16 protein-coding genes and 1 pseudogene are annotated in these 13,352 nt (G+C 43.5%); 5 read left to right on the forward strand and 12 right to left on the reverse strand.

Features of this window, described 5'->3' with window-relative positions; translation table 11 throughout:
• Window positions 1-34 precede the first annotated feature (34 nt).
• The 7 genes and pseudogenes from GKR71_RS18325 to flgB all read right to left on the reverse strand — a co-directional run bounded on the left by GKR71_RS18325 (window position 35) and on the right by flgB (window position 5,466).
• Window positions 35-768 (reverse strand): annotated as a pseudogene (locus tag GKR71_RS18325) (flagellar basal body L-ring protein FlgH).
• A gap of 80 nt (window positions 769-848) precedes the next feature.
• Entirely contained in the window at window positions 849-1,631 is a 783-nt protein-coding gene (gene flgG, locus GKR71_RS18330) for a flagellar basal-body rod protein FlgG (protein ID WP_006657513.1), read from the reverse strand.
• Between the two features lie 47 nt (window positions 1,632-1,678).
• Window positions 1,679-2,434, reverse strand: coding sequence for a flagellar basal body rod protein FlgF (locus GKR71_RS18335; protein WP_036951450.1), 756 nt, complete (start codon window positions 2,432-2,434; stop codon window positions 1,679-1,681).
• A gap of 15 nt (window positions 2,435-2,449) precedes the next feature.
• Window positions 2,450-3,718, reverse strand: a complete 1,269-nt coding sequence (flgE, locus tag GKR71_RS18340; RefSeq protein ID WP_036951452.1) for a flagellar hook protein FlgE — start codon at window positions 3,716-3,718, stop codon at window positions 2,450-2,452.
• 45 nt (window positions 3,719-3,763) lie between these two features.
• Entirely contained in the window at window positions 3,764-4,630 is an 867-nt protein-coding gene (locus GKR71_RS18345; protein WP_036951454.1) for a flagellar hook assembly protein FlgD, read from the reverse strand.
• A 12-nt stretch (window positions 4,631-4,642) separates the two neighbouring features.
• Complete coding sequence (gene flgC / locus GKR71_RS18350) at window positions 4,643-5,047, reverse strand: flagellar basal body rod protein FlgC (RefSeq protein WP_036951457.1); 405 nt, start codon at window positions 5,045-5,047, stop codon at window positions 4,643-4,645.
• A gap of 5 nt (window positions 5,048-5,052) precedes the next feature.
• On the reverse strand, window positions 5,053-5,466 hold the full coding sequence (flgB, locus tag GKR71_RS18355) for a flagellar basal body rod protein FlgB (protein ID WP_006657508.1): 414 nt from the start codon (window positions 5,464-5,466) through the stop codon (window positions 5,053-5,055).
• 240 nt (window positions 5,467-5,706) lie between these two features.
• Here flgB and flgA point away from each other — a divergent pair, with 240 nt between their 5' ends.
• From flgA to GKR71_RS18370, 3 genes are all read left to right on the forward strand, one after another.
• On the forward strand, window positions 5,707-6,378 hold the full coding sequence (gene flgA, locus GKR71_RS18360; protein ID WP_154634671.1) for a flagellar basal body P-ring formation chaperone FlgA: 672 nt from the start codon (window positions 5,707-5,709) through the stop codon (window positions 6,376-6,378).
• A gap of 246 nt (window positions 6,379-6,624) precedes the next feature.
• Window positions 6,625-6,927 (forward strand): flagellar biosynthesis anti-sigma factor FlgM, encoded by a 303-nt coding sequence (flgM, locus tag GKR71_RS18365; protein WP_036951464.1) that lies wholly within the window; start codon window positions 6,625-6,627, stop codon window positions 6,925-6,927.
• 11 nt (window positions 6,928-6,938) lie between these two features.
• On the forward strand, window positions 6,939-7,379 hold the full coding sequence (locus GKR71_RS18370) for a flagella synthesis protein FlgN (RefSeq protein ID WP_036951468.1): 441 nt from the start codon (window positions 6,939-6,941) through the stop codon (window positions 7,377-7,379).
• 98 nt (window positions 7,380-7,477) lie between these two features.
• Here the strand turns inward: GKR71_RS18370 and GKR71_RS18375 are convergent, their stop codons facing one another.
• The 3 genes from GKR71_RS18375 to flhB form a co-directional block, all read right to left on the reverse strand.
• Complete coding sequence (locus GKR71_RS18375) at window positions 7,478-7,615, reverse strand: hypothetical protein (RefSeq protein WP_154634672.1); 138 nt, start codon at window positions 7,613-7,615, stop codon at window positions 7,478-7,480.
• 257 nt (window positions 7,616-7,872) lie between these two features.
• Window positions 7,873-9,969: a flagellar biosynthesis protein FlhA gene (gene flhA / locus GKR71_RS18380; RefSeq protein ID WP_036951472.1), complete on the reverse strand. Its 2,097-nt coding sequence runs from the start codon at window positions 9,967-9,969 to the stop codon at window positions 7,873-7,875.
• Entirely contained in the window at window positions 9,962-11,113 is a 1,152-nt protein-coding gene (flhB, locus tag GKR71_RS18385) for a flagellar biosynthesis protein FlhB (protein ID WP_036951475.1), read from the reverse strand. Before flhB ends, flhA begins: the two co-directional genes overlap by 8 nt.
• Window positions 11,114-11,397: 284 nt before the next feature.
• On the opposite strand from flhB, the gene yajD reads away from it, so the two are divergent.
• Both yajD and GKR71_RS20535 read left to right on the forward strand, forming a co-directional pair.
• Entirely contained in the window at window positions 11,398-11,745 is a 348-nt protein-coding gene (gene yajD / locus GKR71_RS18390) for an HNH nuclease YajD (protein WP_154634673.1), read from the forward strand.
• A 153-nt stretch (window positions 11,746-11,898) separates the two neighbouring features.
• Window positions 11,899-12,093: a CcdB family protein gene (locus GKR71_RS20535; RefSeq protein WP_154634674.1), complete on the forward strand. Its 195-nt coding sequence runs from the start codon at window positions 11,899-11,901 to the stop codon at window positions 12,091-12,093.
• 157 nt (window positions 12,094-12,250) lie between these two features.
• On the opposite strand, the gene GKR71_RS18400 is transcribed toward GKR71_RS20535, so the two are convergent.
• Both GKR71_RS18400 and cheY read right to left on the reverse strand, forming a co-directional pair.
• Window positions 12,251-12,895 (reverse strand): protein phosphatase CheZ, encoded by a 645-nt coding sequence (locus GKR71_RS18400; protein ID WP_132494647.1) that lies wholly within the window; start codon window positions 12,893-12,895, stop codon window positions 12,251-12,253.
• Between the two features lie 24 nt (window positions 12,896-12,919).
• Entirely contained in the window at window positions 12,920-13,312 is a 393-nt protein-coding gene (gene cheY / locus GKR71_RS18405) for a chemotaxis response regulator CheY (RefSeq protein ID WP_036951481.1), read from the reverse strand.
• Between the last annotated feature and the right edge of the window lie 40 nt (window positions 13,313-13,352).

Raw genomic sequence — 13,352 nt, forward strand, 5'->3', positions numbered from 1 at the left:
GATTTTTCTCGGCTATTAGCTGACGGATATTCACTTAGTAAGGGGATACATTTAAGAAGAAACGCTGTAACCACCCCATTGTTTGGGATTCGTTAATATAGCCATCACCAACGTATTCAATCCGAGCATCAGCCACTTGCGTGGAACTTACATTGTTATCTGCGCCAATCGTGCGCGGGTTCACCACGCCGGAGAAACGAATAGATTCCGTTCCCTGATTAATCGCAATGCGTTTTTCACCCACGACATGCAAATTGCCATTTGCTAATAACTGGTCAACGGTCACTGTAATTGTGCCTTTAAAGGTATTGTTGGCATTTGCGCCACCTTTACCGTTAAAATCGCTGTTTCCCTTCACATCAATTTCTGTGTTGCTACCGCCTAACCAACCTTGCATAAATCCAGGCAGAATCGCTGCCAAAAATCCGGTTTTTCCGCTACGGTTTGCATTTGCCGACGAGTTTTTACTCGCACTCACGTTCTCTTGTAGGTTGATCGTTAAGATGTCGCCAACGTTACGTGGTCTTCTGTCTTCAAATAGCGGCTGGTAGCCGTAGTAAGCAGGTTGAGCACTTTGAAAAATAGCACCGTTAGGAGCGGGTGCTGTGGTGCAGTCGGTACTGCACTGGTTTGTGTGTCCACCAGCGGGCGTGGCTTAATATGTGCACAGCCATTTAATGTGACCGCCACTGCCGCAACCAAACAGACGGATTTTATGGTCTGTAACACTGTTTTTTTCCGCTTAGGAACAATACCGTTTTCAATCATCATGCGACTCTTTTGCTACTGGATACCTTTGTCATCACGAAAGGCAGTTCACAATGTTATTCATGAACTGCCATCCTTACTTACAGCTGTGTCAGACGTTGCAGCATTTGGTCTGATGCAGAAACTGCCTTGCTGTTAATTTCGTATGCGCGTTGAGTTTGGATCATGTTCACCAACTCTTCGGCAACGTTAACGTTTGAGGTTTCTAACATGCCTTGATACAGCAACCCTGCGCCATTAGTACCCGGAGCACTCTCATTCGGTGCACCTGAACTTGCGGTTTCCATATACAGGTTTTCACCCATGCTTTCTAAGCCAGCATCGTTAATAAAGGTGGTTAACGTGATTTGACCGATTTGCTGTGGTTGGTTATCCCCATACACGGTGACAGAAACCGTACCATCACGGGCAATACTCAAGCTGTTGGCGTTTTCTGGGATCATGATCGCCGGAACCACTTGATAACCGCTCGATGTCACTAACTGACCATCTTGGTTACGCTGCAAAGCACCATCACGGGTGTAAGCATCAGTACCATCTGGCATTTGAACGTGTAAAAAGCCTTGACCTTTGATAGCGATATCCGTGGTCGTGCCAGTTTTGTTTAAGTTACCTTGGCTATGAATACGTACGGTCGCCACTGGGCGCGCACCTGTACCCATTTGTAAACCTGATGGTAATGAAGTTTGTTCTGAACTCATCGCACCCGGTTGACGGATGTTTTGGTACAGTAAATCTTCAAATACCGCACGTTGGCGTTTAAAGCCATTAGTGCTGACGTTTGCCAAGTTGTTGGAAATCACGTCAAGGTTAGTTTGTTGAGCATCAAGCCCTGTTTTTGCAATCCATAAAGAGCGGATCATAGTCATTCCTTACTAACATTTGCCGACTAGCGGCTAGCTGTTAGTGATTAACTGATAGTAAGTAGTTGATTGGCACGCTGCGCATTTTCGTCTGCGCTGTGGATCACTTTCATTTGCATTTCAAAATGACGAGCATTGGCAATCATGGAGACCATGGCTTCAGCGGCATTGACGTTACTTCCTTCAATCACGCCAGAAGTCACGATAGCACGCTCGCTCATGGGTAATCCTTCGCCATTCGCTGCTTGTGCCTGAGGAGATAAATGGAATAATCCATCTTCGCCACGGACTAAGTCTTGCGGCTGCGCTTCAACCACTTTGAGGCGGCCAATCTGTCCCAACATGGTTGGTGGATCGGTTGCCAGCAAAGCCGTAATGGTGCCATCGTTACCAATGGTTAATTCCGCGTTAGGTGGCACGTTGATAGCCCCGCCATCCCCTTGCAACACACGCTCACCAATCATTAATTCACCGTCTGGCGAAATTTGGATGTTACCGTTGCGGGTATACGCCTCCGTGCCATCGCCTAAAGCGACTGCCAAAAAGTGTTTATCATTCAACGCAACATCCATCGGTCTACCGGTATAGTTCAGTTGACCTTGGCTCATATCCGCACCCGGTGTTGATGCAACAACTAGCGTACGCGTCTGCTCGGTATCACCGTGAATAGGCACCGCGCGCATCGCTGACAGTTGAGCTTTAAAGCCCGCTGTTGAAACGTTCGCAATGTTATTCGAAACAATACTTTGGTTTTCAAGCGCATGACGCGCCCCGCCCATTGCGGTATAAATGACATGATCCATCGCCAGCCTCTAGGATTAACGTAAGTTAACCAGTGTTTGTAACATCTGGTCTTGGGTCTTAATGGTTTGGGCATTGGACTGATAGTTACGCTGCATTACGATCATGCTGATCAGTTCTTGGCTCATATCCACGTTGGACGATTCCAGCGCACCACTGGTCAACTTACCGAATTGACCTACACCCGGAACGCCATCCATTGGGTTACCAGAAGCATTTGATGCCGCCCAAACGTTACCACCTTGGGAAACCAAACCGTTCGGGTTAGCAAATGCGGATAACGCAATTTGACCCACAACACGTTTTTGTTGGTTGGAGTAGTTAGCAACAATCAGACCGTTATCTTCGATTTTGAAGGTGGTGTATTCACCGGCTGGGTAGCCGTTCACATCGATAGCACTGACTGAAGATTCGCTCACTTTTTGTTGACGAGTTTTACCCAAATCGACTTGTAGAGTACCATCATTCGCACCATTTAAGCCTTTGAATGGGAAAGCAAACGTTGTTGGTAATTGAACCGTAGTATCTGGGTCACCAGGGTTTGGACCTTTGACTACTTTTTCAGTCATTAGCTTACCGTTACCGTCAAATTCTAGCTCCCCCAGTTTTTCAGCTTTGGTTTCACTAGAATCTTTAGCGTATGCACTCCATTTGTTATCTGCATCCTTCACAAAATAAACAGAAATTTCATGGGTGTTACCTTGGCTGTCATAAGCTGTCATGGTCGTGCTGAAGTTATATGTCGCGATATCATCAGGCTTGTTTGGATCAAAAGGCTTATCTTTAACTTTATCTTCTGAGTTCAGGTTGATGGTTAACTTAGCTAAATCAGATTGCTTCGCATCCATCATATCCGTTGGGATATTCATTCCAGCCGGAACACCGCCGCTTTGCACAGTGATGTTACCTTTCTCATCCACGCTTGCCGGATACCCAGTCACTACCATGCCTTGGTTGTTGACTAAGTTACCGCTTTTATCACGCAAGAATTGACCGTCACGGCTGTAATAAACATCACCGTTTTGGTCTTGAACGCGGAAAAACCCGTTACCGGAAATCGCAACGTCGGTTGCTCTATCAGTACGGGTAATTGGACCATCTTTGAAGTTTTGAGTGACCGCTGCGACGTTCACACCTAGCCCAACACCGGAGCCGGCAAACATATCAGCAAACGAGGTTGTTGCCCCTTTAAAACCGTTAGTTGCGGAGTTGGCAATATTGTTACCAATCGAGTCTAGCCCCGCTGATGCTGCATTTAAGCCACTAACTGCTTGTGAAAAAGACATATTTTCTCCATGAATATTTGGGGAATAAAAGTTTGGGGAATAAAATTAAGATGCGGGATACACTTTAAAGATGCTGCTTAGTGGCACACTTTGCCCTATTCCAACATCCAGTAATGGTGCATCTGAGCCAGGTGTGACACCATTGACTCGGGTATAACCGAGTTTGGTGACCTCAATTTCAGACCCCATCCTGACGGCTTTCACATCAAAGAAATATTTCCCTTTCGGATCGGCAACCACATTACCGTTGTTATCGCGACCATCCCATGCCATATCGTAAATATCGGGTTTCACTTCTGAGTCATAGGTGATAGTGCGGATTACGGTGCGGTTTTTGTCTCGAATGGTAATTTCAACGCTATCGGCCATCTTCGGTAGGAAGAAGCCAAATGGCGATGAAATGTAATCAGTTTGCGGCTCTTCAGTACCTTCTCCGCCTTCATTACCCTCTGTTGCGCCAAAATTACTGAGCCCAAAATTAGATGGGCTATTCGCGCTAATCACATCGTCAGGTAATGGGTTCGCTGGCTTAGCTACATTGCTATTTTCGCCACTACTCTCTTTTTTCAGTGGTGCCAGCACAATTTCATTGCGCGGGATAAGCACCCCTTTGCCCACGAGTTGCGTTGCCTGTAATGACTGCCCAGACCCTATCTGTTGCGAAATCCCTGTCACACTATCACTGAGCTTATTCATGCTCTCAAGTGTAGCGATTTGAGCTAGTTGCCCCGTTAAATCCGCGTTATCCATTGGTTTGGTCGGGTCTTGGTTTTTCATCTGCGTGACAATCATGGTTAAAAATGTGTCACGCATATCATCACTTTGACTTTTCTTTGGAATGTTACTGGCTGCAGCTGCTGGCCCAGCAACTGTGTTATCCAAAGAATCATTCATTGATGCAGAAATTCCCATTGCGCGCCTCCGTTACTGACCTAGCGTTAAGGTTTTCTGTAGCAATGTTTTTGCGGTATTCATGACTTCTAAGTTGGCTTGATAGCTGCGCGATGCGGAGATGGTGTTGATCATTTCACCTACGGTATCGACGTTAGGCATCTTCACGTAGCCTTTTTCATCTGCAAGAGGATGACCGGGCTTGTATTCCATACGCGGAGGAGCAGGATCTTCGATTAATTCACTCACACGAACGCCACCGACTTGATTGCGACCTTGTGGCGCCATTTGAAAAACCACTTGCTTCGCACGGTACGGTTCACCATCAGGACCCACCACACTTTCTGCGTTCGCCATGTTACTCGCGCTAACGTTTAGACGCTGAGATTGCGCGGTTAATGCAGAAGAGGAGATATCAAAAATACTGAGTAGACCCATAACCCTTACCCTTGTTGTAGAACGGCCAACATACTTTTGACTTGGCTATTGATGAATGTAAGATCGGCTTGATATTTCAATGTGTTATCAGCAAATTGGCTGCGCTCAACATCCATATCAACCGTATTTCCATCCATTGAAGTTTGATAAGGCACACGATATTTCAGATCCAATGCAGCAGGCTTCATATCATGTCCTTCAATATGCCCTTTGGCTGTCACTGCCAGTGAAATACCCTTTCCTTTCACCACGCCTTTATCCATCGCTTGTTGTAATTGACGATTAAAATCAATATCACGTGCTTGATAACCAGGGGTATCCGCATTGGCGATGTTAGAAGCCAAAACAGTCTGTCTTGCTTCTCTTATGGACAAAGCCCGTTGCTGAAAAGCAAAGGTGGCATCTAATTTATCAATCATGGTTTCCTCAATGGATTTAAGTTAATTCCTAATCGATTTAGACGAAAATTAAGAATTTTTTAATTGCAGTTTTTATAAACGCAAAGTTTGAATATAGAAATTCGATGCTCATATTAGCTGGCAGATAAAAAATCTAATGGCGAGATAAAGGCAAAATAATTGACCTATTTGCCTCATTCATTATTGACGATGTAGGTAAACTTCAAGGGTAAAAAGGTATGGGATGAAAAAGGAAATGGGATGATGAAAACTGTTTTTTCAATTAAATATATTTTAATTATCAGTATATTAAATCTATTTTCTTTTTCTGCGCAAGCATCTCTCCCACAAGATATTGACCAGTATTTCCGTAAAATTCATGGAAAGCAAAATAGCGTTTCAATTGAAATAAAAACCCCAATTGATAAATGGCCAAATTGTGATAAGCCGCAAATTGGCTTACCAAGTGGGGGTCGTAATATGGGAAATATCTCACTTCCTGTGCAATGCGATAAGAAAAAACAGTATTTACAGCTGACGGTGAATGTCACTGGGCTATATTATGTTGCCACCCGTAATATTCAACGGGGAGAAACCATTGAATTTGTGGATATTGGCACCAAAAGAGGGCTTATTCACCAATTGCCATCTGGGGCATCTACCGACAAGATGGCGCTGCGTGGTACGTTAGCCCTTCGCAATATTACCGCAGGGCAGACGTTTACTAGCTCAATGGTTAGGCGCCCTTGGGCTATTAAGGCAGGTCAAACCGTGTATGTATTTGCCACTGGTAATAACTTTTCCGTTAAATATGAAGGTCGAGCCATTAATAATGCCGCCATGGGTGAAAATATTCGAGTTCGACTTATCAATGGGCAAGTGGTTAATGGTGAAGCTCAAGAAAATGGCAGTGTTCAAGTAGCGCTTAACTAACTTAATTTAAAATTAAATCATCAAGTTATAGCGTGATAATTTTCTGTTTTTGAAGTGAATTACAGGTATAATTTTTGCAATTCGTCTGAAGTAGTTAAACATGCAGTTAATTATCAGAATTTATATCGCGATTTAAGTGAAATTACCTATCTCATTGGTAATTTGAAAGCTAACCGAATATTAAAGGTTCATTAATATCTGCCGATAACCTTCTATATCAAAAATATCGGGAACAGGAAAAATACTATGGCTATTGAGCAAACATCTGCAATCTCTGCCTTGACTCAGGTAACCACTCGCGATCCACAAGAAACCGCAGCGCTGGTTCGTGAGAAAAAAGTCTCCGCAAATGAAGCCGTTAAAGAAAGCTCTTTTGCACCGAGTGAGTTACAAAAGAAATTACTTCAACCTCAAGCTTCTGATATTGATGTCGCTAAAGTTGAAAAAATCAAACAAGCCATCAAAGACGGCACGTTAACCATGGATGCAGGTAAAATCGCTGATGGTATTTTACGTGATGCCCATGAATGCATGCTTTCTATGAAATAAACTGAACGACTATGAACGACGAATTATTACTACTATTAGAACAGCAGCTTGGTCATTTGCAATCACTGGAAATTGTGATGAAGAATGAAGAGTTATTATTGGGTTACCATCGTGTGCCACCTTCTCCATTTCAGGAAACGACGGAGCAAAAACGTTTTTTAGTTGCCGCTATCAGTCATGGTGAGAACCACCGTTTACAACTGGAAGAGCAAGCAAAAATCGTTGCACCTTATGAAGGTAACCCAGTGCTCAACCATACTTGGAATACGATTAAAGACCTAACGACCCAACTAAAAGATTTAAATTATCGTAATCACCAAATGCTTCAACTGCATATTGAGCTGAATGCACAACGTCTAAATTTTGTGAAAAAGCATAATAATCAGTCAACTTACGGTGCCGATGGCTTAGAATCTAAACGTCCTGCGTTAGGAAAGAAAATTTCAATTTAGATTTCTGACTAAACCTGTTTTCCTCGCCCCCCATTTTTATCTGGTTAAATGATCAGAGTCTTTTGGTTTATTAAATTTAGTCTTTTGGTTTATTAAATTTAGCCTTTTGGTCGATTAGATTTCACCTTTTTTGCTTTTATTCTCGCCTCAATACGTTTCACAACATCTCCATCTGTAACCCCGATTTTCTCTAGTCCTTTAGCAAATTCCAATAATTCCTTCAATGTGTCTGCCATGTTCTTTACACCATGATTATGTATAAGGTATCGATGCACATTAATGATTAATATCTAACATTTTTCGGCTCATGTTAGTGAGACTTGATGCTGTTCGCAGCGTTCGGTTTAAAGTCTGCAAAGACCTTAACTGTGCTTTTGTATAAAACTAATGCACGAAAAAATAGGCAGTGAGTGAGGAGTTATGACACTCATCTCACTACACTACCTATTGTGATACTTATTTGCGTTTCGTTAACTTGAAATCAATCGACTGTTTATGACCCACTGATCATCGATGTCATTCTAATCTTACGGTGATCTGTCATTTCTAAATTGGACATCACCACTAATTGCGGCAAACTACGACGCAGGAAGCGAGATAAAATCAGCCTCAGGGCATGATTCACTAACAATACGGTTGGCGCCCCCATCGCTTCTTGATGCCCCACTGCTTCTTCAGCTTGAGTTTGAATAAACTGGGCTAAGTTTGGCTCTAAGCCACCGCCATTCTTTGCGGCTTGTAGCAGGATTTGCTCTAACTTCGCATCCAACCCAATCACTTGGATCTCTTCAGCGCTACCAAACCATTGCTGGGTAATGGCTCGTCCTAAAGCAATACGTACCTGAGAGGTAAGGTAATCAGTGTCTTTTTGTTCACCATTTTCACCTGCCATTTCAGCCAGCGTTTCAATAATGGTGCGCATGTCGCGGATCACCACATCTTCCATGAGTAGGTTTTGTAAAACGCGGTGCAAGATGGTCAGTGAAATAGTGTCAGGGATCAAATCATCCGCCAGTTTTGGCATCTCTTTTTTCACTCGGTCATACAACATCTGGGCTTCTTGGCGACCGAACAGAGTGCTCGAATATTGCAGTAAAATTTGGTTAAAGTGCGTTGCTACCGCGGTACTTGCAGAAACGACGGTATAACCTTGGATTTGTGCTTGTTCACGTAAATCGTCATCGATCCATATTGCAGGCAGACCAAACGCAGGTTCTTTAGTCATATCTCCTTGTAAAGTTCCCGCCGCATTACCCGGATCAATCGCTAAGTTACGTCCAGGTTGAGCTTCTCCGCGCCCCACCTCAGCCCCTTTGATAAGAATGCGATATTCACATGGGGATAACTCTAAGTTGTCGCAAATATGTACCACCGGAGGTAAGTATCCGACTTCCTGAGCAAATTTCTTACGTAACCCACGAAGTCGACCCAATAGCTCCCCTTGTTGATCGTTATCAACCAACGGAATTAAGCGATAACCGACTTCCATTGCCAGTAAATCTTCTAACTGCACATCATCCCATGTTGCTTCGACCACTTTATTGGCTTCTTGGAAATGTTGCGCTTGGCTATCATCCATCACTTTTTCTGGGTTACGTGAGCGTTTTACCAGATACCAGCCTAATGCAGCCAATGCCGCAGTAAACAGTAGGAAAACAAAGTTAGGCATCCCTGGAATAAGACCAATCAACCCTAACACCCCAGCACTGAGCCACATCACGCGCGGATTATTGAACAGTTGAGTGACCATCTGCTCACCGACATCTTCATCGGTTGCAACGCGAGTGACAATAACCCCCGCTGCCGTTGAAATGATCAATGCTGGAATTTGGGCAACTAGACCGTCACCAATGGTTAATAAGGTATAAACGCTCGTTGCATCACCGAGGGTCATATGGTGCTGACCCACACCAACAATCAGACCACCGATGACGTTTATCACCATGATCATAATTCCGGCGACAGCATCACCACGGACGAATTTACTCGCACCGTCCATTGAACCGTAAAAATCGGCTTCTTGAGTGACTTCTGCTCGGCGTTTTTTCGCTTCATCATCATTAATGATACCGGCGTTTAAGTCGGCATCAATGGCCATTTGCTTACCGGGCATACCATCAAGCACAAAGCGAGCACCCACTTCGGCGATACGCCCCGCACCCTTGGTGATAACCATAAAGTTAATCAGAACCAAGATAATGAAAACAACGATACCAATGGCAAAGTTACCGCCAACCAGGAAGTGACCAAAAGCTTCGACAACACGCCCAGCAGCATCAGGTCCAGTATGACCATCCAGCAAAATAATACGCGTTGAAGCGATATTCAAAGATAGGCGCAATAAGGTTGCGAACAGCAAAATGGTGGGAAATGCGGCAAAATCCAATGTCCGTTTGGTGAACATCGCCACAAGCAGAACCATAATGGACAGAGCAATGTTAAAGGTGAACAACAAATCAAGCAAAAATGCCGGTAATGGTAAAACCATCATCGACAGAATCAGTAATATCAGCACGGGTCCAGCGAGGATTTGCCACTGAGTTCCTTGTAAGTTTTTCGGCAATTTTAAAAGTGCAGCCAAATTAGCCATCGCGATTGTTATCTCCAGCAAAATCCAGCGTCGGTGGCACTGGTAAATTCTTCGGTTTCTTTGGTTTCAGGCCACCTTCACGACGCCAACGGCGTAATTGGTAAACCCATGCTAAAACTTCTGCTACCGCTGCATACAGCGCAACAGGGATACTTTGTCCAATCTCCGCATGACGGTATAACGCACGCGCGAGCGGTGGAGCTTCAAGTTGTAAAATGCGGTGCTCTGCACCAATTTCTTTAATACGTTGAGCAATAACTCCTGCGCCTTTTGCCAAAACTTTCGGCGCCCCCATTTTTTTATCGTCATATTTTAGGGCGACAGCGTAGTGAGTCGGGTTAGTAACAATCACATCCGCACTGGGGACATCTGCCATCATTCGGTTACGCGCAATCGCTCGTTGTTGCTGACGAATTTTGGCTTTAATGTGCGGATCACCCTCTTGCTGCTTAAATTCGTCTTTAATTTCTTGACGGCTCATCCGCAACTTTTTCAAGTGGGAACGAAATTGATAAAACACATCAAATGCCACCATCGGGATTAAGAGAAAGACAATTAAATAACCTGCAAAAATTACCTTCTCTAGTGCATTCGCTAATGCCGTTGTCGGTGGTTCCATCACCAAATGGAGTAGTGAAGGCCAACTTTGCCAGAGGAAAATGGATGCTCCTAACCCCACAAACAGTGATTTTAATATCGCCTTAAACAATTCAGATAAGGCATTCATAGAGAAAATTCGTTTTAATCCTTTGATTGGGTTTAATTTTTTCAAATCAAACTTAATCAATTTGCTATTAAATAACAGCCCACCCACCAGTGACGAAGCAGAGATCCCCACCAGCGCTAACCCCCCGATAATTGGGAGTAGAGCAAATAACGCCTCACTAACCACCCTCCCCAAATAACTGAGCATTAACCCTGTGTTTTGCAGGTAATGCCCGTCAAAGATAAATCCTTGGCGCATGATTTGTCGTAACTGGTTTGCCAAATGCCCGCCACTTAACCACAGCAAACTGACTCCAGCCAACATCATCATGAGGGAGCTTAATTCTTTGGAGCGAACAATTTGCCCATCATCTTTCGCTTTCTGCTTTTTATGGGGCGTGGGTTCTTCTGTTTTTTCTACATCACTTTCGTCGGACACGTGACTTCCAAAAAATTAGCCTATACGCATAGTCGCTATAGCATGACAGAGTGTAAAAAAATCAATGGTGGAAAATAGACGTAGTTCGCAGGGGTTTTTTGGCTATTGAGCAATATGGCAACAACTTTGCGAAGCGCTTCGCAAAGAGGCAAATGAAAGGTAACAAGAGAAAAAGTCAAAAAGGATGACCTAAAAAATCACTTCCTATAATACCCGTGCTGTAAAATGGGGTATATTGACAGTATCAATATAAAACACTCTATTTATAGCAGGTGATATTCGTTATGGCTTTGATCCCTAAAAACTATGCTCGCTTAGAAAGTGGCTACCGTGAAAAAGCACTCAAGATTTATCCATGGATATGTGGACGCTGCTCACGGGAATTCGTTTATTCAAATCTAAGAGAATTAACTGTTCATCATATCGATCATGATCATACCAATAACCCTGAAGATGGCAGTAACTGGGAATTATTGTGTCTCTTCTGCCATGACCATGAACACTCTAAGTATACAGAAGCCGACCAGTACGGAACGAATGTGGTTGCGGGTGAAGATGCACAAAAAGATGTGGGTGAAGCCACTTATAACCCGTTTGCAGATTTAAAAGCTATGTTGAATAAAAAGAAATAACTTTATCTCTGTTTTGTTTGCGCAGGTTTGAAAAGCTATTCAAGCCTGCGTTAATGCCCTATTAATATCCTCTTTTACCACCTCAACATTCCTCTCCCTATTCCACCATTATAATTTCATTTCTCGGCACGCTATCCAGTCATTCGTCAGCAATTGCAACTTATTCATGACCTAACAACACGCCTTATCATTCCATTATTTGATACACGTCATCAACAAGCCGCCCTACCGATTCGACTTAACCCGATTATTAATATTGAAGGACAGCCCTATGTACTTATGACTCATTTGATGTCAGCTATCTCTAAATCCATGCTAGAAAAAGAGATTATTTGCATTGGGTACTAAAGAGATAAAATCAAAAACGCGATCTACTGGTCGATGGGTTTTGATGAAAAATTGCTAATAAAATAATGATGCACAACTACCCTAAATAGTTTGAGCCATAGCAAGCAGGTAAACTCAGCCAATAACGCTATAGCTCAAAATATCTCGAAGGAGCGAATTAGAAACCTAATTCATCTAACAGATCATCCACCTGTGACTGTGATGCCATCACATTCACACCTTCTTTATTAATCTGAGGACCATTGAGCAGGCTTTCACTTTGAGTCTTCACTCGCATTTCTGGTGGTGTATTTTCCATCAGCAACGCTAATAGCTGTTTCTCTGCTTCTTCAACCACTTCCATCATTTTTTTGACGACTTGCCCCGTTAAGTCTTGGAAGTCTTGCGCCATCATGATTTCTAATAGTTCAGCTTTCGTCACTTCGCTATCTTGGATAACTTGTCCCAAAAATGCTTGAGTGGAGCCGCGTAACGCTTCAGAGACTTCACCGGACGCCGCCTCTTCCCACTGTTGCTGCAACGCAATCGCATTTTTGTTCATTTCCACTTGCAGCGGCTTGATAACATCAATGCCGTTGAGTGTTTTTTCTGCCGCTTGGGCTGTCATTTGCGCAATATAACGCAGGCGGTCTTTACCGTCTGGAATACTTGCTACTGCCTGCTGAACGCTTTTCTCTAAACCCAACTCACGCATACTTTCACGTAAGGTTCGCATCAGAGTTCCAATACGTGTAATGACGTGTTTTAGATCTTCGTTGCCAGTGCCATTACGACTGCCATTCATTGCTACTTGTTCAATCATCACTGTCTCCTTTACCGCCCGCGATTATTGCAGCCCCATTTTTTCAAATACTTTATTTAATTTTTCTTCGAGGATAGCTGCGGTAAACGGTTTCACAACATAGCCGCTCGCACCAGCTTGTGCTGCCGCAATAATATTTTCTTTTTTCGCTTCTGCGGTCACCATTAAGACAGGGATATGTTTAAGTGCATCATCGCCACGAATGGTTTTGAGTAACTCTAAACCATCCATATTTGGCATATTCCAGTCAGCAACAACAAAATCAATATTCCCAGCACGGATTTTTTCGAGGGCATCAACGCCATCTTCCGCTTCTTCAATTTTGTTAAAACCAAGTTCTTTTAATAAGTTACGGACGATGCGACGCATAGTAGAAAAGTCATCGACAACCAGAAAGCTCAGATCTTTAGCGGCCATAACCACTCCTTCAAAAATACAATGATAAATAAACTGTCAC

Source organism: Providencia sp. wls1922, assembly GCF_009706505.1.
GTDB lineage: Bacteria > Pseudomonadota > Gammaproteobacteria > Enterobacterales > Enterobacteriaceae > Providencia > Providencia lanzhouensis.